Raw genomic sequence first — 20,607 nt, forward strand, 5'->3', positions numbered from 1 at the left:
CTTCATCCAGCAGATCGGCACCCCCCAAGATGTGTTCAACCAGCCCGCCAACCTGTTCGTGGCCGGCTTCATCGGCAGCCCGCAGATGAACTTCTTCGACGGCCAGCTGGCCAAGAAGGACGGCAAGTACCAGATCACCGTGGGCGAGGCCACCGTGGTTCTGGGCGATGTGGCCCAGAAGCTGCTGGCCGAGAAGGGCGTGGGCGACATGGCCGTCACCGTGGGCATCCGTCCCGAGCACATCTCCTTTGCCACCGCCAACACCCCCGACACCATCGCCAGCAAGGTGGACGTGTCCGAGATGATGGGCAGCGAGGTGTACCTGCACGTCAACGCCGTGGGCAAGGACGTGGTGCTGCGCATCCCCACCATGGATCTGCCCGAGGAGCACCGCGCCGGCATCCCCTACGGCACGGAGATCCGCTTCGCCTTCCGTCCTGAGCTCATTCACCTGTTTGATCCCCAGACTGAGAAGAACCTGATGTACTAAGCAGGATCCATGAGGATCCGCGGCCGTTTGCCGGCCGCGGATCCTTTTTTGTGTCCGCCAGTCTTTCGGGAAACGCTGCGCCGTCGGCCGCATAGAGAGCGGCGCCGCCGGGGATCCTAACTTGGCTTCTTTCCCAGATTTATCTATATAATTTTTAAAATTATATTTAAGATTTATATTGATTATATATCGCCATTGGTGTTATACTATAGAAAAGGAAGGTGAGCTTATGAACATGGAAAACGCGCTGCCGCGCCGGAAGGAGGCATTCTGCCCCGTTCAGGTCACGCCCAGCCGGGCCAGAGTGCGGGAGAAGGATCGGGATCCCTATGACGGCCTGCGCCCCTGGTCGGCCATTACCCACGGCATCGGCGCCGTGCTGGCCCTGGTCGGCACCGTGCTCCTGTTGCTGCGCTGCGCGGCCCTGGGGCTGAGCGCGTGGCACGTGGCCTCCTTCCTCATCTACGGCGTGAGCATGGTGGGGCTGTATACAGCCAGCACCCTCTATCACTGCCGCAATGTGTCCGTCAGGGGCCGCATCGCCCTGCGGAAATATGACCACGCCTCCATCTATTTCCTCATTGCCGGCACCTATACCCCGGTGTGCCTGGTGGTGCTGCGGGATGTGGGGTTCTGGGGCTGGGGCATGTTTGCGGTGATCTGGGGTCTGGCCCTGGCCGGGCTGGTACTCACCATCGCGTGGATCTCCTCCCCCCGCTGGCTTACCGCGGGCATCTATATCTTCATGGGCTGGCTGGCCCTGGCCGCCCTGGTGCCGCTGCTCCAGGTGCTCCCCTCTGCCGGCTTCTTCTGGGCCGTGGGCGGCGGCGTGCTCTACACCGTGGGCGGCGTGCTCTACGCCGTCAAGTGGCCGGGCCGGGACAATCCCCGCTTCGGCTGCCACGAGATCTTCCACGTCTTTATTTTGCTGGGCTCCCTGTTCCACTACCTGCTCATGTACCGGGTGGTGGCCCTCCTGTAAATCAAAAGAAACCGTCCCCGCCGATACGGCGGGGACGGTTTTCTTTTACAGATTGTCCGGCGTTTCAGACGGCTCCTCCGGCTCCGGCAGGGGGCCCACTGTGGCCACGCACCGGTTGATGGGGGTGCCCAGGCTGTGGAACTTCTCCTCGTAGTCGGTCATGACGCCACAGACACCGTCGGCGTGGAGATCCCGGGTCACCTGGGACAGGGTAAACCCCGCCCGGGGGAACTGGAACAGCGACCACTCAAAGAGATCCCGGTTGTCGGTCTTGAAGTGGATCTCCCCGTCCTCCGACAGCACCTGCCGGTACCGCAGCAGGAAGTCCGGATGGGTCAGCCGCCGCTTGGCGTGACGGTTGCCCGGCCAGGGGTCGCAGAAGTTGATGTAGATGCGGGAGACCTCTCCCGGGGCAAAGAACTGGGGCAGCTGGGCTGCATCCCCATCCACGAAAAAGACGTTGTGCAGCTCTTTGGCGCATACCCGCTCCATGGCGATCACCATGGCATCGGGCACCCGCTCCACTGCGATATACAGGGCCTTTGGGTTCTGCTCCGCGGTCTCTGCAGTAAAGCGGCCCTTGCCGCAGCCTAACTCCAGATAGACCGTCTCTGCCTCGGGCATCAGCGCCCGCCAGTTTCCGCGTTGCACCTCCGGATCAGAGATCAGGACCCGGGAACAGCGTTCCATCCGGGGGATCAAGTTGGGCTTTCTTCTCATTCGCATGGGTATCTGTCCACCTTATAAGCTCTAGTTTGCAGGGTGCCTGACAGGAATCATCCCCACTTGGTAAACTGAAAATTTGGAAGTATGCTTGAGATAATTTCACAGGGGGAATTTTTGTAAATATATCGATATTTCACCTGCTGCTTGAGACACCTTGTCTTCTTAGTATCGAAATAGTACCATAGAAACGGCGGAAAAGCAACCTTTTTAACCCGATAAGGTATGCTGACCGCACAAGGAGCACCATAACAGTTGGGCAGCCAGTTTTACCTGGACAAAGAGCGCAAAAGCGGCTATTTTCGCTTTTAAGCGTCAAACTTGTGGCGTTCATCTTTTTGATATGGATTACCGGGCTGTGCACGATGTGCAGCGACTATGCCACGGCGGCCGGCAACACGGCATCGACACGTCGCACACATTTCTCAACGACAAGGACGCGCCCAAGGATAAACTGGCCCGGTATTACGAACACATCGTAAAAGGATAAAAGCGGCGGCTTCGGCCCCGCTTTTCCCATGTGTAATTCGTGTGTAAATTTGGCCCTTTTCTTTGGAATTTCAATCCAATATTAGGAAGCCCACAACGCGACACGGAATCCGTGAAACGGCTGTGGGAGCAAGAAAAAATCCTGCACCCCTTGTAAATCAAGAGATGCAGGATTGGTGGAGGCGGGGGGAGTCGAACCCCCGTCCGAAAACGCTTCCTCGGGAACTTCTCCGGGCGCAGACGGTCATTTACATTCCCTTGCCCTGGCGTAGGCCGTCAAACTACAGGGCTTGGTAGCTTCATTGTTCATGGTGCGCTCAAAGCTTTGCGCACACACGGGCACCACTCAACGACGCCCCATCCCGGCTCGTGGTCCTTCCGGGCGGGACGGTCACGGCTTAAGCCGCGACAAGCTCAACGTTATCGTTGTTCTTTAATTTATAAGTTGCCCATTTTAAGGATGCTGGGCGCATCCGCCCGCTATTCCCGCCTCTACGTCCCCGTCGAAACCAGTACGCCCCCATGTCGTCGCAAAGTACATTTCACTCGGAACACCCTTTCGGGTATTCCTCGCTTCATTTCCTTGCTCCTCCATTTCCAGACGAACCCGCTTGCGCTGGGCTTCGCCTGGAGGCCTGACTCTGCAAAGTCCATTCCGTTCGGGACGCCCTTTCGGGATCCCTCACTTCATTCCCTTGCTCCTCACCTTCCCGGCGAACCCGCTTGCGCTGGGCTTCGCCGGGAGAGGGGAGGTCACAGAACATATCCGCGTGAATTTGAGTTTGTTGAGCTTCGAAATCAGCACTTCTCCGGCGCGGGGTAATCCACGCCGAAGGTCTCCACGGTGACGGACTTCATCCGCTGATCCTGACGGGGCTTATCCATCCGATCCCGGTCGGCGCTGACGATGGCATCGGCCACCTCCATGCCCTCGATGACCTTGCCGAAGGCGGCGTACTCGCCGTCCAGGTGGGGGGCCTTCTCCACCATGATGAAGAACTGGCTGCCGGCGGAGTTGGGGTGCATGGCCCGGGCCATGGAGAGAACACCCCGGTCGTGCTTGAGATCGTTCTTCACGCCGTTGTGGGTGAACTCGCCCTTGATGGAGTAGCCGGGGCCGCCCATGCCGTTGCCGTTGGGGCAGCCGCCCTGGATCATGAAGCCGGGGATCACCCGGTGGAAGATCAGACCGTTGTAGAAGCCGGACTGCACCAGGCTGATGAAGTTGTTCACCGTGTTGGGCGCCACCTCGGGGTAGAGCTCGGCGACCATCTTGCCGCCGTTCTCCATCTCAATGGTGACAATGGGGTTCTGAGCCATGTAATTTCATCCTTTCCCGGGGCCGGGCCCCGCTGTTTTCTCAGTAGTCGCGGCGGCCGCGGGTCTTCATGGCGCGGTCCATCTCCCGCTTGGCGTCCTTGGCCGCGGCGGAGGCTCGCTTGTCATAGAGCTTCTTGCCCTTGGCCAGGCCGATCTCCAGCTTCACCCGCGGCCCCCGGAAGTACACCGACAGGGGCACCAGGGCATACCCGTCCTGCTTCACCTTGGCGAAAAGCCGCAGGATCTCCCGCTTGTGCATCAGCAGCCGACGGGCGCGCAGCGGATCCTTGTTGAAAATGTTGCCCTTTTCGTAGGGGCTGATGTGCATGCCATGGACGTGCATCTGCCCGTCCTTGACGATGCAGAAGGAGTCCTTCAGGTTGACATGGCCCTGGCGGATGGACTTGACCTCGGTGCCCGCCAGCTCAATGCCCGCCTCGTACTTATCCTCGATGAAGTAGTCGTGGTAGGCCTTGCTGTTCTTGGCGATCACCTTGATCCCCTTGCCGTCCATGTCCTCACCTCCCGGATGCCGCCCTGCACGCTTAGGTATTTATTATAACACGGCTGTCAAGGGGTCAGACGGGAAAGTATGTAAGCAGGGCGTTCAGGGCGTCCCGGCGCCACACCGGGCGGCCGTGCTCGGCCAGGCTGGCCTCCAGGTGGGGGCGGGAGGACTCTGCCCGGCCGAACTCGGACAGGCGGGCGGCGGCCCCCGCCGCGCCGGCCTCCAGGGAGAGCCACCAGCGGTCGTCCCACCAGAGCAGGGCGGCGTCCGGCCGGGGCTCCGGCAGGGCCCGGGCGGCGGCGGCCAGGCTCTCCAGGCCGCCGAAGGAGAACCAGGCCCGCGACCGCGGGCGCACCCGGGCGAACACCAGCACGCCGCAGGTGCCGGGATAGGCCTCGATCTCCACCGGCCCCGCCAGCTCGATGCCCGCCTCACGGAAGGCGTCCCGGGCCAGGGAGAGGGCCCCCTCCAGGGTGAGGGCCGCGGGGGTGAGGCCGTGCTCCTTCAGATCGGCGGGGGTGATGTACAGCGCCACGCTGGCGTCGGAGATGGGCTGGATGGTCATGGCGGGGCCTCCTTTTCATGAACTGGGATATCTGAGCGGTATTATACCGGATAGGCCGCAGGTTTGGATAGCTGTAATGATTGGGGGGATTGGCAAAGGAGAGGGTGGCGCGGGGCGGAAAACTATGCTATAATATTGCTTAACTACTCAAGGATACGCCGCGCGGCGGCAAAGGAGATGGGCCGGATGGAACTGATGGAAAAGACGGTGGAGAGCCAGGTGCTCTTCTCCGGGAAGATCATTACCGTGCGCCTGGACAGGGCACAGCTGCCCAATGGCCGGATTGCCTCCCGGGAGGTGGTGGAGCACCCCGGCGGGGTGGCGATCCTGCCGCTGTTTGACGACGGGACGGTGCCTCTTGTGCGGCAGTTCCGCTACCCCTTTGGCGCAGTGGTGGAGGAGCTCCCCGCCGGCAAGCTGGAGAAGGGGGAGGATCACCGCCTGGCCGCCCTGCGGGAGCTGGAGGAAGAGGTGGGCGCCCGCTGCGGGAAGCTGACCTATCTGGGCTGCCTGTATGCCTCCCCCGGATTTTCCAGCGAGGTGCTGCACATGTATCTGGCCCAGGAGCTGACCCAGGGGGAGTGCCACCCCGACGAGGACGAGTTCCTGGAGGTGGAGCGGGTACCCTTCACCCGGCTGGCGGAGCGGGTGATGGCCGGGGAGATCACCGACGCCAAGACGGTGGCCCTGGTGCTGAAGGCCAAGCTGCTGCTGGGCCTGTAAACGGGAAAGGGGAGCATACGATGAGCAAGCGTATTCTGATTGTGGAAGACGAAAAGAACATTGTGGATATTCTCACCTTCAACCTCAACCGGGAGGGCTATGAGACTCTGGAGGCCTACGACGGCGCCGCCGGGCTCCAGTTGGCCCTGGAGCAGAACCCGGATTTGATCCTGCTGGATCTGATGCTGCCCAAGATGAACGGCTTCGACGTGTGCCGCAACCTCCGCAAGGAGAACCGGAGCACGCCGGTGATCATGCTCACCGCCCGGGAGGAGGAGACCGACAAGGTTCTGGGCCTGGAGCTGGGGGCCGACGACTACATCACCAAACCCTTCTCCATGCGGGAGCTGCTGGCCCGGGTGAAGGCCAACATCCGCCGCAATGAGATGGTATCCGCCGCCGCGGGGGCCGCCCAGACCGGCGGCGGAGAGCGCATTGAGCACGGCCGCATCGCCATTGATCCGGATCTGATGGTGGCCTACAAGGACAACCAGCCCCTGGAGCTGACCCAGCGGGAGTACGAGCTGCTCAAGTTCCTGGCCTCCCAGCCGGGGAAGGTGTTCTCCCGGGAGGCCCTGATGGAGCACGTGTGGAACTACGAGGGCTACGTGGGCGACGTGCGGGCCGTGGACGTGGCAGTCCGCCGCCTGCGGGAAAAAGTGGAGGACGACCCGGCCTCTCCCCAGTTTGTGGTGACCCGCAGAGGCCTGGGCTACTACTTCAACGCCTGAACATATGCCAAGGGTGGACGCCGGGTCGTCCTCCACGGGGCCCCGCAGAGCGGGGGCGGCGCTCAGCGCCGTCCAAGCGTTTTGCCCCAAGGGCAAAATCTTGATGCCGGCGGAATTCGGTTCCGCCGAGCAGATAGAATCTGAACTGGGCTTCCCGCACGGCCTGCCGTGCGGGGCGTAATGACCCGGCCTCTCCCCAGTTTGTGGTGACCCGCAGAGGCCTGGGCTACTACTTCAACGCCTGAGCGGGGCCTGCAGCCGCTCAGAATATCCACACTCAGGAGGGGGGCTCCCCGTGTTTCGCAGCCTGCACATGAAGCTGATGCTGATCATGACGCTGCTCATCGTGTCGCTGATGACCGTGGTGGGGGCGTTCCTGATCAACTCGGTGGCCAACTACTACACCCAGGACTTCTATACCCAGATGTCCGAGGCCTTCGGCGACCCGGACTTCCTGACGGATCTGGGGACGCCCATTGAGGGGGAGGAGGACGGTGCCTCCAGCATCGCCTATATTCTCAATGCCAACAGCGCCCTGGGCATTGACAACCGAAACCGGAAATACTACGTGCTGGACGGCACCGACGGCCACTGGCTGGCCGGCTCCGACGAGGAGAGCGCCGGACAGGATCTGCCCGACGACTCCCGCAACCTGATGCGGGTGCTGGCGGGGGAGCAGGTCAGCAGCGACAGCACCCCCACCGCCTCCTACATGGACGTGGCGGTGGCGGTGGAGCGGGGGGGCAGCCGGTACATCGTCTACGTGCTGGACAACGGCGCCAACGCCACCGCCCTGAACAGCGAGCTCATCACCCTGATTGTGGAGGCGCTGATCTTCGGCCTGATCATCTCGGTGCTGCTGTCCTTCCTGCTGTCCAAGACCCTGACCACCCCCATCGAGCGGCTTACCGAGGGCGCCGAGCGGGTGGCCGACGGGGACTTCTCCCACAAGATCGAGGTGGCCTCCCGGGACGAGATCGGCGTGCTCACCGGCACGTTCAACGACATGGCGCAGCAGCTCAAGCGCACCCTGGAGGAGGTGGAGAACGAGCGCACCAAGCTGGGCACCCTCTTCCTCCACATGACCGACGGCGTGGTGGCCTTCTCCCGGGACGGGACGGTGATCCAGTCCAACCCCGCCGCCGAGCAGATGCTGGGCCGGGCCATCCCCATCGGGGGCGGCGAGAGCTATGACACCCTGTTCTCCGACGTGGCCCCCCTCCAGGGGGTGCTGGCGGTGGAGCAGCCCGGCTATCTGGACGGGGAGCGGGAGGTGGACGGCCGCAGCCTGGAGCTGCTGCTCACCCCATTCGACCAGGAGCGGCTGGGCGGCGTGCTGGTGGTGATCCACGACGTGACCGAGCAGCGCAAGACCGAGGAGATGCGCCGGGAATTCGTGGCCAACGTGTCCCACGAGCTGCGCACCCCGCTGACCAACATCCGCTCCTACGCCGAGACCCTGGCGGACAACGCCGGGGACATCCCGCCGGAGACGGAGAAGAACTTCCTGGGGGTCATCCTCAACGAGTCCGACCGCATGACCCACATCGTGCAGGATCTGCTCACCCTGTCCCGGTTTGATTCCGGCCGGTCGGAGCTGAATCTGGCCCCCTTCGACTTCGGGGAGGCGGTGCGGGACGTATATCAGGCCAACCGGCTGGAGGCCCAGCGCCACGGCCACACCATGGAGCTGGAGCTGCCCAGCAGCCTGCCGGAGATCGTGGGCGACCGGGAGCGGATCCTCCAGGTCATGATGAACGTGGTGTCCAACTCCATCAAGTACACCCCCGACGGGGGGCGCATCCGCCTGTCCGCCGGGGTGCAGGGCAAGCGGGTGTGGATGGAGGTCACCGACAACGGCATCGGCATCCCCAAGGAGGACAGGGGGCGCATCTTTGAGCGGTTCTACCGGGTGGACAAGGCCCGCTCCCGGGAGTCCGGCGGCACGGGCCTGGGACTGTCCATCGCCAAGGAGATCATTGACCGCCACCAGGGCACCATCGAGCTGGTAGACCGCCCCGGCCCGGGCCTGACGGTGCGCATCACGCTGCTGGTGGAGGGGCCTGGCCATGGCTGGAAATAAGTATCCCCGCCGCCGCAGGCACAGCGGGCTGGAGCGGCTCAAGAGCCTGCTCATCGTCCTGCTCACCCTGTCCGCCCTGGCCCTCACCCTCCGGGTGCTCCTGTTCAACGAGCTGGCCGGGCAGGGCCCCCGGGGCTGGCTGGACAACCTGACGTCCCTGTTCCGGCAGGAGCAGACCGTCTCCACCGGCGATCCGGGCGGCTCCATCCAGTCCTCCGCCGCGGCCCAGCCGGTGCGGCTCTCCGTCTCCGACGGCTCGGAGCGGTTTGCCGTCCAGTACGACACGGCCCAGACCGACCAGATGTTCTCCTCCCTGGGCATCCTGCTCAGCGAGGCCCTCTCCAGCGCCGCCGCCCCGTCTGAGGTGACGGAGCAGGCGTGGCGGGACGCCCTGTGCGCCCCGGGCGTCTGGTTCGACTTCCTGGGGGACATCCCCCTGGAGGCCCTGTACGCCTGGATGGTGGAGGGGGGGAGCAATCCCAACCTCACCGCCGCCGCCCGGCAGGTGGCCGTGGCCCGGGACGATGGCGGCGGGGTCTCCCTGTACTATCATAATGTGGAAGACGGCCTGTATTATGCCTGCCGGACAGCGGTGGCCTACGAGGGCCACATGGACGAGCTGGTCACCGGCTACGGCGGCAACGGCGCCTCCTTTGTCTTTGAGCTGGAGGAGGGCGGCGGCTATGACGGGCTGGATCCCTATGTGCTCCTCTCCGCCTCCACCCCCAGCCCGGCGGTGTTCCGCGCCTCCACCCCCCTGTCCGGAACCGACACCAACGCCGTTTCGGCCCTCCAGGAGTCCCTCTCCTTCCAGGTGTCCAGCGACGCCATCTACGCCATCCCCGGCGGCCTGCGGCTGCGCCTGGGCCGGGAGACCCTGGAGATCGGCGGGGACGGCACCGTGACCTACCACACCTCGGAGGAGCTCCCCATCCGCTACCCGGTGGGGGAGGATGGCTACACCGTCACCGAGCTAGTGGAGACCACCCGCCGGCTGGCGGCGGACACGGTGGGCCGTACCTGCGGCGCGGCCAGGCTCTATCTGGCCGGCGTGGAGACGGGCGAGGACGGGGCCGTGACGGTCAGCTTCGGGTACAGCCTCAACGGCGCGGCCGTTCTGCTGCCCGCGGACGGATGTGCCGCCCGCTTCACCGTACAGGACGGGCAGATCACCGACTATACCCTGCGCTTCCGGGAGTACGAGGAGACTGCGGAGCACAGCCTTCTGCTCCCGGAGCGGCAGGCCGCCGCCGCCCTGGACGCCCTGTCCCCCGAGGGACGGGAGCTGCTCCTGTGCTATACGGACAACGGCGGCGACACAGTCCAAGCCGGCTGGGTCGCCAGATAGGAGTGCGCCATGGAATGGCCCAAGCTGAAAAACATCATTCTGCTCCTGCTGGTGTGCGTCAATGTGTGCCTCCTGCTCCTGGCCGGGCTCCAGGGGAGCCGCAGCGCCCGCTATGAGGAGGAGACCCGCCAGGCCGCCATCGACGTGCTGGAACAGAACGGCATCACCTTCGGCCCGGAGCGGCTGCCGGCAGACACCCAGCTGCGCCCGCTCACCGTCACCCGTGACCGGGAGAGCGAGGCCCAGGTGGCCCAGACCCTGCTGGGAAGCGCGGAGCGCCAGGGGGAAAACGAGGTACGCCAGCTCTATGTGGGAGAGGGGGGAACGGCGGAGTTCTCCATGAACGGCACCTTCTCCGTCTCCCTCCAGCCGGGAGCCTGGGTGAAGGAGCACGACCGCTCCCACGTCGACGCATCCCAGGCCTGCCTGGAGCGTATCGGCTTCCAAGGTGCGCTGGAGACGGAGGAGCGGGACGAGGCCTCGGGCCAGGTTCTCCTGACCTTCCACCAGGAGTGGGAGGACGTGCCGGTATTCTCCTGCCGCGTTGTCCTGACGTGGGAGGGGGACGAGCTGGTACATCTGGAGGGCAGCCGCCTCTTCGGCACCTCCACCCAGGCCTCTGCCCGGGGGGAGCCGCTGTCCGCCGCCTCCATCCTGGTTCGCTTCCTCAGCGGCATCAACGAGGGGGGCTATGTCTGCGGCCGGGTGGACGGCATGACGGCGGGCTACCTTCTCAGCGGAGCCGCCCGGCCGGTGGAGCTCACCCCGGTGTGGCGCATCGACACCGACAGCGGTTCCTACTACGTGGACGCCTATACCGGGGTTCTGACCCCGGATCAGACCTGAATCGGAGCCTAAAAAGGAACCGCCCCGCCGACACAGCCGGCGGGGCGGTTTTTGCGAGTCAAAAAAGTGGCTCCAGCCACTTTTTTGAGGAGGCTGCATGGCGGAAGGGGTTCGGTTTCTTCCCCAAAGTCACCCCTTCCGCCATGAGAAGTGTCATTTCCGACGCACATGTCGCCGGAAATGACAGATTGTGATTTTATTCCGTCCTCTGCGGAGGACGGGACTCTGCGAGGCTTTCTCCCTGGGCGGTTTTGACTGTCATTGGGAGGCCGGAATGAAGGGCTCGCTGCCCGGCGTCTCCGCCGGATTGGGAGACGGGGCAGGCGTGGTGTCCGGCGTGGTGGTCTCTCCGGTGCCCGGGATTTCGGTGCCGGGAGTCTCCTCCGGCTCCGGCGTGGGCCAGGTGGCCGGGTTCTCCGGGTCGAAGTTCTCATACCGGGGGTCGTTCACCGGCGGCCAGGTGGAGGGATCCGTGATGTCGAAGCTGTTGGGATCGTAGCCCGCCGGCTCCACAGGCTCCGGAGCGGTGGTGTGGACGTCGCAGGTGCCCTGGGCGTCCAGGAAGCTCTTGAAGTAGTTGCCGTCGGGGGAGCTCACGCCGCCCACCAGCTCCCGGGTGTAGTCCAGGATGCCGATGGTCTGGACGGTGCCCTCGGTGATGCCCAGGCTCTCGTCCGCCTCCCGGGGGCAGAACTCTCCGGCCAGGTGGTACAGGCCCTCGATGGCGGTGCCGCTGCTGTCCAGCACCGGGCTGTCGGTGCAGACCTCCACCGACACGTGCATGGCGCAGGTCTCCGCCGGCACGTCGTCGGCGAACAGGGTCATGCTCTGCACCCGGCTGCCCCTGGGGTCGTTGAGGCAGGCCTCGCTGGCCCGCAGGCCGCTGTCCCGGCAGATCTGCACCGTGACCAGCCCGTCCGGCTGGGTGAAGTCCTTGTTTTCCAGGCCCTCGTGCACCTGGCTCATGACCTTCTCCCACATGGTGACGGCCGGGTTGCCGCTGGCGTAGATGCGCTCCGGCGTGTCATAGCCCACCCAAACCGCGGCGGTGTAGTAGGGGGTGTAGCCCACGAACCACCGGTCGGTGTTGGAGTTGGTGGAGCCGGTCTTGCCGGCCACGGTCATGCCGGAGATCTGGGCGGCGGTGCCGGTGGCGCCGTTGCCGCCGGTGACCACGTCCTTGAGCATGTCGTTGATATAGTAGGTGGTCTCGCTGGAGAGCACCGCCTCCGGCTCCCGGTTGGTATTGTCCAGGATCACCTCTTCGGTGCCGTCCTCCGCGATGCGGGTCACCTGGGTATAGGTGCGGGACTCGATATACAGGCCGTCCCGGGGGAAGACCGAGTAGGCCGCAGCCATATCGATGACCCGCACGCCGTTGGTCAGGCCGCCCAGGGCCAGCTGGCTGGAGCCCAGGTCGTTCTTGATCTCGCCGTTGACCTCCAGCCCCTCCTCCAGATCGATGTGGAAATTGTCCTGCATGAAGTTGAAGGAGTTCTCAAAGCCCAGCATCTGCAGCACCCGCACCGCCGCGGGGTTGGAGGACACCCGCAGGGCGTCGGCCACCGTCACCAGCCCCCGGTAGGTCTGGGGGTTGTTCAGGGGCCAGGCGCTGCCGCCCAGCACCTGGACGGGGTAGTCGTCAAAGACGGAGGCGGGGGTGATGAGCCCGGCCTCCAGGGCGGGGGCATAGACGCTCAGAGGCTTGATGGAGGAGCCGGGCTGCCGCCGGGAGTGGCTGGCGTAGTTCCAGCCCCGGTTGGTGGTCTTGTCCCCCAGGGCGCCCGCCAGGCCCACAATGTTGCCCTCGGGATCCACAATTACGATGGCGGACTGGATCTCCTGGCCGGAGTTGCTGGTGAGATCCAGGTTGCTCCGGTCGGAGTACACCGACTCCACAATGCTCTGAACATTCTGATCCACGCAGGCGTAGATGCGCAGGCCGCCGGAATACACCATGTCGGAGGCCACCAGGCTGGAGTAGCCGTACTGCTCCATCAGATCGTTCATCACGTCGGTAATGAGCTGCTCATCGTACCAGTTGTAGATGGTGTCGGGCTCCTTCTCGTCCACGCCGGTGGTGAAGACCAGCTCCTCCGCCACGGCGGCCTGGTACTCCTCCTCGGTGATGATCCCCTGGTCCCACATGGTCCAGAGCACCAGCTCCTGGCGCTGTTTGTTGCGCTCCCGCCCGGTGGTCACCTCGCCGTCCTCATTGGTCATGCGCTCGTTGGAGTTGGGGCCGTAGATGGTGGGGTTGTTGGTGATGGAGATGATGCTGGCGCACTCGGCCAGGGAGAGCTCCGACAGATCCTTGCCGAAATAGTGCTCCGCCGCCGTGGCCACGCCGCTGCAGGTATCGCCCAGATAGATGTAGTTGAGGTACCACTCCAGGATCTGCTCCTTGGAGTAGTTCTTCTCAAAATCCAGGGCGGTGAAGATCTCCTGGATCTTCCGCTTCACCGTCACATCGTCATAGCCGGTGAAGTTCTTGATGAGCTGCTGGGTAATGGTGGAGCCGCCCTGGATGTCCTGGCCGGTGAACATGAGAATCACGCCGTAGAGGGTGCGGCGCCAGTTGACGCCGTGGTGCTCCCAGAAGGTTCGATCCTCGATGGCCACCGTGGCCTTGATCATGTCCTCCGGGATGTCCTCATAGTCCACCAGGATGCGGTTCTCATCGCCGTGGAGGGAGAGATGCTCCACATACTCCCCGGTGTTGGGATCCTCATAGTAGATGATGCTGGTCTGATCCATGACGAAGTTGGCCTCGATGTGGGCCTGGGGGATGATCACCGTCTGGATGTACCTGGCGGCGAAGCAGATCAGAATCACCGTGGTGATGATCCCGATGAGCAGCAGGGTGCCGACCACCTTGCCTATGGTGACGGCCACCGTCGCCGCGGTGGAGCGCTGCCTGCGCGGCCGCTTCCGTCCGGGCTGCGGGGCCTGATTGGATGTTGTAGCCAAAAGAACACCTCCGTAAATCGGTGAGCGCGGGTGGATGGGTGCAAGTCCGGCGCCGCATGGTACGGCGCCTTGCGCCTATTATACCATGATCTGCCCGCTTGTCCACCCTAATCATACCCTGCTTTAGAATAATTTTATGATTTATCTGCGGAAAATCCGGGGATTTTCCCCGCTGATTTCATGTTTTTCAGCCGTTTCGGGAGCCAAATGCCCCGGATGAAAAATTTGGCTGTCCACACTCTTGCATTTTGGGCCGGGACGGGATACAATAGAGCAGGAAGAAACGGAAGGCAGGTAGCCGATATGAGTGAAGAATTTGGCCCGGATTTCATCACCGTCACCGACGAGGACGGCAATGAATTTGAGCTGGAGCATCTGGACACCCTGGAGTACAACGGCCAGACCTACATGGCCTTTTTCCCCGCCGTGGCCGCCGGACAGGACGGCGAGCCCGCCGACGGGGAGGAGGAGGACTACGGCCTCATCATCCTCAAGACCGTGCTGGTAAACGGGGAGGAGCAGCTCTCCACCCTGGACAGCGACGAGGAGTTGGAGGCGGTCTACCAGCAGTTTATGGAGTCCCTCTTTGCCGACGAGGACGAAGGGGACTGACAAGGACACAAATTTTCCTGCTCGGTGCGTGACGGGCTCTATTTAAACCCACATCTCTCAAACGGGATGCCAGAACTCACGGCGTGAACCGCAGGCCTCCCGGCCCCCCTCCGAGGTGCGGCTGGAAGTTGGAAGCGACGAAGCGCCGTGGAGGCAACCCACCTGCCATTTTGTGCAGGTTTTAAGTGGGCTCGCACGGCCAGAGCGGGGCCCCCACGAAGCGGAAGCTTCGTGGGGCTTTTTCTTTTTCCTCTGTTTGAATAAACTGTAAAACCTGCTTTTCCTCTTGCGCGGGCGGGGTTTTTCCTGTATAATATTTGAACGTCTACGGAAACCCCGCCTCTGCGGGGGAGATTACTGAGAGGACTGAAGCTACAAATGAGCGCATCCAGAGAAAAGAAAACGCGCCAGAGCGACCCCAACAAGGGGCTCACCCAGACCCAGCGGAAGGAGCTCCAGGAGCAGAAGGCCGCCAAGCGCAAGGCGGTTCTGTATACGGTCATCGGCGTGATCGTCGCCGTCCTGGTGGTGATCCTGCTGGTGTGGCACTCCGGCATCTTCCAGCGCCGGGAGACGGCCGTCAGCGTGGGCGGCCGGGACTACAGCGTCACCGACGTGATGTACTACTACGGCAGCGCGCTGAGCCAGGAGAGCTTGTACAGCCAGTACGGCATGTCCAGCTTTGACACCAGCGTGGATCCCGCCGAGCAGTACCGGGATGAGGCCCAGACCCAGACCTACCACGACTACTTCCTGGATCAGGCCGTGACCGCCCTGACCCAGGCGGCCGCCCTCCAGAACGCCGCCGACGAGGCCGGCTACACCATGACCGAGGAGGATCAGGCCACCGCCGAGCAGCAGATTGAGAGCATGCGCCAGACCGCCGAGCAGTACGGCCTCAACCTGGCAGGCTATCTGAAGATGTCCTTTGGCCGGTATATGACCGTGTCCGCCTACCGTGACTGCGTGGAGCGGGCCGCCCTGATCAACGGCTACGCCAACAGCGTGTACGACGGCCTGACCTATACCGACGAGGAGATCCAGACCTACTACGAGGAGAACGCCGACACCCTGGATACCTTCCAGTACTACTATGCCTTTATCGACGGCACCGCCGAGTCCACCACCGACGAGGAGGGCAACACTGTGGAGCCCACCGAGGAGGAGAGCACCGCCGCCATGGAGGAGGCCAAGGCCCAGGCCGACGCCTTTGCCGCCGCCCTGAATGAGGCCGACGACAAGGCCGCCGCCTTTGGCGAGCTGCTGGCCGACTATGTGGGCGAGGACAGCGTGGACACCTACAGCCCCCTGCGCACCACCGTGGGCAGCGGCCTGGCCTCCAGCTACTCGGAGTGGATGCAGGATGCCGGCCGCACCGCCGGCGACGTGACCGTGGCGGAGAGCACCACCTCCAGCAGCACCGGCTACTATGTGGTGCTGTTCATGGATCGCTATCGTGACGAGACGCCCACCGTGGACATCCGCCACATCCTGATCCAGGCCGAACTGACCCAGGAGGACGACGAGTCCACCGAGGACGTGGACGAGAGCCAGATCCCCACCCAGGAGGCCCTGGACGCCGCCAAGGCGGAGGCCGAGGATCTGCTGGCCCAGTGGGAGGCCGGCGACAAGACCGCCGAGTCCTTCGGCGAGCTGGCCAATGAGTACTCCGACGACACCGGCTCCAACACCAACGGCGGCCTGTATGAGCAGGTCTATGAGGGCCAGATGTTTGAGGCCTTCAACGACTGGATCTTTGACGAGGCCCGCCAGGAGGGCGACACCACCGTGCTGGAGAACCCCCAGGACGGCCAGCAGGGCTGGCACGTGATCTACTTCCAGAGCTGGGACGACCCGGTGTGGAAGAACACGGCGGACAGCTCCCTGCGGGGAACCGACTACAACGCGTGGCTTACCGAGATCCAGGATGGCCTGGAGGCCACCGAGGGCAGCGGCATCAACTACGTGGGCTGAGCTGCGGAACAAGCATGAAAAAAGCGGACGGGGCCACGCTCCGTCCGCTTTTTTGAAAGGAAGCTGTATATGGACGAGCGATTTCTGAGGACGGAGATGCTGCTGGGGCCGGAGGCCATGGAGAAGCTGGCCGCCGCCCACGTGGCGGTGTTCGGCCTGGGGGGCGTGGGCAGCTGGTGCGCCGAGGCCCTGGCCCGCTCCGGCGTGGGCGCCCTCACCCTGGTGGATCACGACGACGTGGGCCTCACCAACCTGAACCGGCAGGCGGAGGCCCTGGAGTCCACCCTGGGCCAGCCCAAGGCCGCCGCCATGGCGGAGCGCATCTCCCAGATCAACCCGGCCTGCCGCCTCACCGTGCTGGCGGAGAAGTACGAGGCCGCCAGCCGGGAGAAATTCTTTGCCGTCCCCTATGACTACATCGTGGACTGCATCGATCTGGTGTCCTGCAAGCTGGATCTGATCGAGACCGCCCTGGGGCGGGGGATCCCCATCATCTCCTCCCTGGGCACTGGCAACAAGCTGGATCCCTCCCTGTTCCGCATCTCCGACCTGTCCAAAACCGAGGGCTGTCCCCTGGCCCGGGTGGTGCGCAAGGAGCTGCGGGCCCGGGGCATCGTCCACCACCGGGTGCTCTGGTCGCCGGAGGAGCCCCGGGCGCCCATCCAGACCGAGGCCCCGCCCCCCGGCCGCCGCTCCGTTCCCGGCAGCGTGGCCTGGGTGCCGCCGGCGGCCGGCCTCATGCTGGCCGGCGACGTGGTACTGGCCCTGGCCGGCCTGCGCGCATAAAAACATCCCTCCCCTGGCAGACTATGGCCAAGGGAGGGATGCTTTTTGCAGAAAAAATCCGGCTCCAAATTCCGCAGCGCCGTGGCCGGCGGGGCCGCCGGGCTGGCCAACGGCTTCTTCGGCGGGGGAGGGGGGATGCTCCTGGTGCCCCTGCTCACCCGGTGGTGCGGCCTGGATCAGCGGCAGGCCTTCGCCACCTCCATCGCCGCCATCCTGCCCCTGTGCGCCCTGTCCTCCGCCATCTACTGGCTCCGGGGCGGGCTGGATTTCATGCTGGCCCTGCCCTATCTGCTGGGCGGGCTGCTCGGCGGCTTTCTGGGCGGGCGGATGTTCAAGAAATTGAATATGGTGTGGCTCCGCCGGGCCTTCGCCCTGCTCATCCTCTACGGCGGGGCCAAGGCCCTGTTCTTCTGATGGGCTGGCTGCTCCCCCTCCTGGCCGGAACCGCCACCGGCATCCTCTCCGGCTTCGGCGTCGGCGGCGGTACCCTGCTGCTCATCTATATGACCACCTTCGCCGGCGTGCCCCAGAACCTGGCCCAGGGGGTCAACCTGCTCTACTTCCTGCCCGCCGCCGCCACCGCCCTGCCCGCCCACATCAAGAACGGGTATATCGACGGCAAGACCGTCTGGCCCGCCGCCTTGGCCGGGCTGGCGGGCACCGCCCTGGCCGCCTGGCTGGCCACCGGGCTGGACGTGGAGCTGCTCCGCCGCTGCTTCGGCGGCTTCCTCCTCGTGGTGGGCCTGCGGGAACTGTTCGCCAAAACGTGACGGTAACGAGCACGAAAAATTCCACGGCTGCAGTGGGTGCGGGGCCTCCGCATCCGCTCCAGGCTCCCGGCGGCCCGGCGGGCGCACCCGGTACAGCGCAGCGGCCATCGGGGCTTGCAGGGTAATCCCGATGCGTGCCGCCCGGGGCGCGGCAGCGCCTGTAGTATGATTGCCGGGAAAACGGGCGGCAATGCGCGGTTGGTTTTTGCCCTGTCCGTACAGCCCACCGCCGCCATGAGCCCCCGTTTGGGGGGATCCAAGGGGCGGAGCCCCTGGCCCTTCTTTCCCCCCATTTCTTTGGGAAGAAATGGGGGCGCCCGCCGCGCAGGCGCGTCCCCGGGGGGTTCCCCAGCAAATGACGGGCGACCACAGGTCGCCCCTACGGACGGCGCGCCGAGTCGTCGCGCCCCACGGGGCCAGCGGTGGCGGGGGCAAGCGGGCGGATGATATCCGCCCCTACGGGCCTGGCAGTTGTCATACCGCCCTGCGGGCGGCGCGTCAGGGATGCCGCGCCCTACACCTGTCCCCGCGCCCGCTTGAAGGTGAGGTATCCTTCTAAAATTAAAGTCGCCGCCACCGCGTCCACGGTTTTTTTGTGGTTTTTCATCCGCTTGCCCGAGGCGTGGAGGATGCTGTGGGCCTCCACGGTGGTGCGCCGCTCGTCCCACAGCACCGGCTTGAGGCCGCAGGCGGCCTCCACCTGCTCCGCAAAGGCGCGGTACAGCTCGGCCCGGGGGCCCTCAGTGCCGTCCATGTTGCGGGGGAAGCCCATGACCAGCTCATCCACCCGGTGCTCCCGCACCAGCCGGGCCAGCTCCGCCGCCACCGCCTCCGGCTTCCGGCTGTGGATCACCGTGGTAAACCCGGCCAGCAGGCCGGTGGGATCGGAGATGGCCACCCCGGTTCGGGCGTCTCCGTAGTCAATCGCCATGATGCGCAATCCAATCACTCCTTTTCTCCCCCAATATACCCGAGAACCGGGAAAAAAACAAGGAAAAATCCTTGACTTCCGGGAGAAGCTGTGATAGACTCTATTCACCTATGAAAAAGGGCTCTTTTTTTGTGCGCATTTTTACGGTGTGATGACGTACAAACCCTTCCCTCGTCTGGAGGACATAGGGAGGCAAGCATGCCGAATCCGCACCGTGACGAACTTGACCGGCCGTTTTTCTGCCGGTGGTGCGTTGCTGGATTCGGCCCGCGGCCGGGTTCAGCTTTTTTGCTGTCCGCGGCCAATCATTGAAGGAGGTGCCGAACATGGCGAAAGCCGGCAACCGGGTGAAGATCACCCTGCGCTGCTCCGAGTGCAAGCAGCGGAACTATAACACCAACAAGAACAAGAAGAACACTCCCGACCGTCTGGAACTCAACAAGTACTGCCCCTTCTGCAGGAAGCACACGGTTCACAACGAGACCAAGTAATGCGTGCTCTGATTATGGCGCAGAAGAAAGAAGGGTGAAACGGAATGTCTGAAAACGAGAAGCTGGAACAGGCCGCCGACAAGGCCGCCGACAAGCCCGCGAAGGCCGAGAAGAAGAAGGACGCGAAGCCCGCTGACAAGAAGCCCGGCGTCTTCGCCCGCATCGGCAAGTGGTTCAAGGATATGAAGGGCGAACTGAAAAAGGTTCAGTGGCCCACTCGCAAGCAGACCATCAACAACACCGTGATCGTGATCGTCTGCTGCATCATCGTGGGCATCTGCATCTGGGTGTTTGATGCCCTGGCCGGCGCCGTGATCACCGCCCTGCTGGATCTCTTCGGTAAGGGTTAAGGTGCGGCATGGCTGACAACGCGAAGTGGTATGTGGTGCATACCTATTCCGGCTATGAGAACACCGTGGCCGCCAGCATCGAGAAGGCCGTGGAGAACCGCGGTCTGCGCGACCTGATCCAGGAGGTCAGCATCCCCCTGGAGACGGTTACCGAGATCACGGACAACGGCCCCAAGACCGTGGAGCGCAAGGTTTTTCCCGGCTATGTGCTGGTGAAGATGGTGATGACCGACGACACCTGGCATCTGGTGCGCAATATCCGCGGCGCCACTGGCTTTGTTGGCTCCGGCAACAAGGCCATCCCCCTGACAGACGAAGAGATTGCCGCCCTGGGCGTGGAAAAGCGCGAGGTGGTGGTCGGCTATCAGGTGGGCGACAACGTGAAGATTACCGACGGCGCTCTGGAGTCCTTCCTGGGCACCGTGGAGGAGATCGACCTGGATCGCAGCAAGGTACGGGTGGTGGTCTCCATGTTCGGCCGCGAAACCCCCGTAGAGCTGGAGCTGGATCAGGTCGAGCCGGTCGAATGACATCCCGGGCCCTGCGGCCCGATTCCCCGCACGTGGGAGGGACTGCCCTGCAGTTCCGCTTCCAACCACATTTATCGTAGGAGGTGCTGTTTCAAATGGCACAGAAAATTACTGGTTATGTGAAACTTCAGATTCCCGCGGGCAAGGCGACTCCCGCGCCCCCCGTCGGCCCCGCCCTTGGTCAGCACGGCATCAACATCGCCGCCTTCACCAAGGAGTTCAACGAGCGCACCAAGAACGACGCCGGCCTGATCATCCCCGTGGTGATCACCGTCTACGCCGACCGTTCCTTCACCTTCATCACCAAGACCCCTCCCGCCGCCGTCCTCATCAAGAAGGCCTGCAACATCGAGTCCGGCTCCGGTGTGCCCAACAAGACCAAGGT

22 protein-coding genes and 2 other RNA genes are annotated in these 20,607 nt (G+C 63.9%); 17 read left to right on the forward strand and 7 right to left on the reverse strand.

The window, feature by feature from the left end:
* Together QZ378_RS07095 and QZ378_RS07100 are read left to right on the forward strand one after the other, a co-directional pair.
* Positions 1 to 490, forward strand: a 490-nt coding sequence (locus QZ378_RS07095; RefSeq protein WP_291257787.1) for a TOBE domain-containing protein, incomplete at its 5' end; no start/stop codon positions are given.
* Between the two features lie 229 nt (positions 491 to 719).
* Positions 720 to 1,472, forward strand: a complete 753-nt coding sequence (locus tag QZ378_RS07100; RefSeq protein WP_291257788.1) for a hemolysin III family protein — start codon at positions 720 to 722, stop codon at positions 1,470 to 1,472.
* Between the two features lie 45 nt (positions 1,473 to 1,517).
* Here QZ378_RS07100 and trmB read toward each other — a convergent pair whose 3' ends face one another.
* The 5 genes from trmB to QZ378_RS07125 all read right to left on the reverse strand — a co-directional run bounded on the left by trmB (position 1,518) and on the right by QZ378_RS07125 (position 5,077).
* Positions 1,518 to 2,198, reverse strand: coding sequence for a tRNA (guanosine(46)-N7)-methyltransferase TrmB (gene trmB / locus QZ378_RS07105; protein ID WP_191379170.1), 681 nt, complete (start codon positions 2,196 to 2,198; stop codon positions 1,518 to 1,520).
* Between the two features lie 660 nt (positions 2,199 to 2,858).
* Positions 2,859 to 3,206, reverse strand: a transfer-messenger RNA (tmRNA) gene (gene ssrA / locus QZ378_RS07110).
* Positions 3,207 to 3,482: 276 nt separating this feature from the next.
* Positions 3,483 to 4,004 carry a peptidylprolyl isomerase gene (locus tag QZ378_RS07115; RefSeq protein WP_291257789.1) on the reverse strand — a complete coding sequence of 174 codons (522 nt, stop codon included), beginning with the start codon at positions 4,002 to 4,004 and terminating at the stop codon, positions 3,483 to 3,485.
* 40 nt (positions 4,005 to 4,044) lie between these two features.
* Complete coding sequence (gene smpB / locus QZ378_RS07120; protein WP_087236814.1) at positions 4,045 to 4,518, reverse strand: SsrA-binding protein SmpB; 474 nt, start codon at positions 4,516 to 4,518, stop codon at positions 4,045 to 4,047.
* Positions 4,519 to 4,582: 64 nt separating this feature from the next.
* The gene (locus tag QZ378_RS07125) at positions 4,583 to 5,077 is read right to left on the reverse strand and encodes a hypothetical protein (RefSeq protein WP_291257790.1); all 495 of its coding nucleotides are present in this window, start codon (positions 5,075 to 5,077) and stop codon (positions 4,583 to 4,585) included.
* A gap of 186 nt (positions 5,078 to 5,263) precedes the next feature.
* On the opposite strand from QZ378_RS07125, the gene QZ378_RS07130 reads away from it, so the two are divergent.
* From QZ378_RS07130 to QZ378_RS07150, 5 genes are all read left to right on the forward strand, one after another.
* On the forward strand, positions 5,264 to 5,800 hold the full coding sequence (locus QZ378_RS07130) for an NUDIX hydrolase (RefSeq protein ID WP_291257791.1): 537 nt from the start codon (positions 5,264 to 5,266) through the stop codon (positions 5,798 to 5,800).
* 20 nt (positions 5,801 to 5,820) lie between these two features.
* The gene (locus QZ378_RS07135; protein WP_087236817.1) at positions 5,821 to 6,531 is read left to right on the forward strand and encodes a response regulator; all 711 of its coding nucleotides are present in this window, start codon (positions 5,821 to 5,823) and stop codon (positions 6,529 to 6,531) included.
* A gap of 295 nt (positions 6,532 to 6,826) precedes the next feature.
* Entirely contained in the window at positions 6,827 to 8,614 is a 1,788-nt protein-coding gene (locus QZ378_RS07140) for an ATP-binding protein (protein WP_366935143.1), read from the forward strand.
* Positions 8,601 to 9,962, forward strand: a complete 1,362-nt coding sequence (locus QZ378_RS07145; RefSeq protein WP_191529078.1) for a hypothetical protein — start codon at positions 8,601 to 8,603, stop codon at positions 9,960 to 9,962. Before QZ378_RS07140 ends, QZ378_RS07145 begins: the two co-directional genes overlap by 14 nt.
* 9 nt (positions 9,963 to 9,971) lie before the next feature.
* Positions 9,972 to 10,808: a hypothetical protein gene (locus QZ378_RS07150; protein ID WP_291257792.1), complete on the forward strand. Its 837-nt coding sequence runs from the start codon at positions 9,972 to 9,974 to the stop codon at positions 10,806 to 10,808.
* Between the two features lie 258 nt (positions 10,809 to 11,066).
* Here the strand turns inward: QZ378_RS07150 and QZ378_RS07155 are convergent, their stop codons facing one another.
* Positions 11,067 to 13,778 (reverse strand): transglycosylase domain-containing protein, encoded by a 2,712-nt coding sequence (locus QZ378_RS07155; protein ID WP_291257793.1) that lies wholly within the window; start codon positions 13,776 to 13,778, stop codon positions 11,067 to 11,069.
* Between the two features lie 303 nt (positions 13,779 to 14,081).
* Between QZ378_RS07155 and QZ378_RS07160 the strand changes: the two genes are divergently transcribed.
* From QZ378_RS07160 to QZ378_RS07185, 6 genes are all read left to right on the forward strand, one after another.
* The gene (locus QZ378_RS07160; protein ID WP_087236821.1) at positions 14,082 to 14,390 is read left to right on the forward strand and encodes a DUF1292 domain-containing protein; all 309 of its coding nucleotides are present in this window, start codon (positions 14,082 to 14,084) and stop codon (positions 14,388 to 14,390) included.
* An 11-nt stretch (positions 14,391 to 14,401) separates the two neighbouring features.
* A non-coding RNA gene (gene ssrS / locus QZ378_RS07165) (6S RNA) lies at positions 14,402 to 14,605 on the forward strand.
* 163 nt (positions 14,606 to 14,768) lie between these two features.
* Positions 14,769 to 16,364, forward strand: a complete 1,596-nt coding sequence (locus QZ378_RS07170) for a peptidylprolyl isomerase (protein ID WP_291257794.1) — start codon at positions 14,769 to 14,771, stop codon at positions 16,362 to 16,364.
* Between the two features lie 69 nt (positions 16,365 to 16,433).
* A complete protein-coding gene (locus QZ378_RS07175) occupies positions 16,434 to 17,150 on the forward strand; it encodes a ThiF family adenylyltransferase (protein ID WP_191529075.1) in 717 nt (238 codons plus the stop codon).
* A 45-nt stretch (positions 17,151 to 17,195) separates the two neighbouring features.
* Entirely contained in the window at positions 17,196 to 17,564 is a 369-nt protein-coding gene (locus QZ378_RS07180) for a sulfite exporter TauE/SafE family protein (RefSeq protein WP_191529074.1), read from the forward strand.
* Complete coding sequence (locus QZ378_RS07185; protein WP_087236825.1) at positions 17,564 to 17,920, forward strand: sulfite exporter TauE/SafE family protein; 357 nt, start codon at positions 17,564 to 17,566, stop codon at positions 17,918 to 17,920. Before QZ378_RS07180 ends, QZ378_RS07185 begins: the two co-directional genes overlap by 1 nt.
* 514 nt (positions 17,921 to 18,434) lie before the next feature.
* On the opposite strand, the gene ruvX is transcribed toward QZ378_RS07185, so the two are convergent.
* Positions 18,435 to 18,860 (reverse strand): Holliday junction resolvase RuvX, encoded by a 426-nt coding sequence (gene ruvX / locus QZ378_RS07190; protein ID WP_291257795.1) that lies wholly within the window; start codon positions 18,858 to 18,860, stop codon positions 18,435 to 18,437.
* A 317-nt stretch (positions 18,861 to 19,177) separates the two neighbouring features.
* Between ruvX and rpmG the strand changes: the two genes are divergently transcribed.
* From rpmG to rplK, 4 genes are all read left to right on the forward strand, one after another.
* The gene (gene rpmG, locus QZ378_RS07195; RefSeq protein WP_009259908.1) at positions 19,178 to 19,342 is read left to right on the forward strand and encodes a 50S ribosomal protein L33; all 165 of its coding nucleotides are present in this window, start codon (positions 19,178 to 19,180) and stop codon (positions 19,340 to 19,342) included.
* A gap of 44 nt (positions 19,343 to 19,386) precedes the next feature.
* Positions 19,387 to 19,692 carry a preprotein translocase subunit SecE gene (gene secE / locus QZ378_RS07200; RefSeq protein ID WP_087236828.1) on the forward strand — a complete coding sequence of 102 codons (306 nt, stop codon included), beginning with the start codon at positions 19,387 to 19,389 and terminating at the stop codon, positions 19,690 to 19,692.
* A gap of 8 nt (positions 19,693 to 19,700) precedes the next feature.
* Complete coding sequence (gene nusG, locus QZ378_RS07205; protein ID WP_087236829.1) at positions 19,701 to 20,222, forward strand: transcription termination/antitermination protein NusG; 522 nt, start codon at positions 19,701 to 19,703, stop codon at positions 20,220 to 20,222.
* A 95-nt stretch (positions 20,223 to 20,317) separates the two neighbouring features.
* The coding region (gene rplK / locus QZ378_RS07210; protein ID WP_291257796.1) for a 50S ribosomal protein L11 at positions 20,318 to 20,607 on the forward strand (290 nt) is incomplete at its 3' end.

Origin of the sequence: Flavonifractor sp. (genome assembly GCF_019422385.1) — a bacterium.
Classification (GTDB): Bacteria; Bacillota; Clostridia; order Oscillospirales; family Oscillospiraceae; genus Flavonifractor; species Flavonifractor avistercoris.

Coding starts and splice junctions, on each gene's coding strand:
- QZ378_RS07100 (WP_291257788.1), top strand. CDS start 720: ATGAACATGGAAAACGCGCTGCCGCGCCGGAAGGAGGCATTCTGCCCC.
- trmB (WP_191379170.1), bottom strand. CDS start 2,198: ATGCGAATGAGAAGAAAGCCCAACTTGATCCCCCGGATGGAACGCTGT.
- QZ378_RS07115 (WP_291257789.1), bottom strand. CDS start 4,004: ATGGCTCAGAACCCCATTGTCACCATTGAGATGGAGAACGGCGGCAAG.
- smpB (WP_087236814.1), bottom strand. CDS start 4,518: ATGGACGGCAAGGGGATCAAGGTGATCGCCAAGAACAGCAAGGCCTAC.
- QZ378_RS07125 (WP_291257790.1), bottom strand. CDS start 5,077: ATGACCATCCAGCCCATCTCCGACGCCAGCGTGGCGCTGTACATCACC.
- QZ378_RS07130 (WP_291257791.1), top strand. CDS start 5,264: ATGGAACTGATGGAAAAGACGGTGGAGAGCCAGGTGCTCTTCTCCGGG.
- QZ378_RS07135 (WP_087236817.1), top strand. CDS start 5,821: ATGAGCAAGCGTATTCTGATTGTGGAAGACGAAAAGAACATTGTGGAT.
- QZ378_RS07145 (WP_191529078.1), top strand. CDS start 8,601: ATGGCTGGAAATAAGTATCCCCGCCGCCGCAGGCACAGCGGGCTGGAG.
- QZ378_RS07150 (WP_291257792.1), top strand. CDS start 9,972: ATGGAATGGCCCAAGCTGAAAAACATCATTCTGCTCCTGCTGGTGTGC.
- QZ378_RS07160 (WP_087236821.1), top strand. CDS start 14,082: ATGAGTGAAGAATTTGGCCCGGATTTCATCACCGTCACCGACGAGGAC.
- QZ378_RS07170 (WP_291257794.1), top strand. CDS start 14,769: ATGAGCGCATCCAGAGAAAAGAAAACGCGCCAGAGCGACCCCAACAAG.
- QZ378_RS07175 (WP_191529075.1), top strand. CDS start 16,434: ATGGACGAGCGATTTCTGAGGACGGAGATGCTGCTGGGGCCGGAGGCC.
- QZ378_RS07185 (WP_087236825.1), top strand. CDS start 17,564: ATGGGCTGGCTGCTCCCCCTCCTGGCCGGAACCGCCACCGGCATCCTC.
- rpmG (WP_009259908.1), top strand. CDS start 19,178: ATGGCGAAAGCCGGCAACCGGGTGAAGATCACCCTGCGCTGCTCCGAG.
- secE (WP_087236828.1), top strand. CDS start 19,387: ATGTCTGAAAACGAGAAGCTGGAACAGGCCGCCGACAAGGCCGCCGAC.
- nusG (WP_087236829.1), top strand. CDS start 19,701: ATGGCTGACAACGCGAAGTGGTATGTGGTGCATACCTATTCCGGCTAT.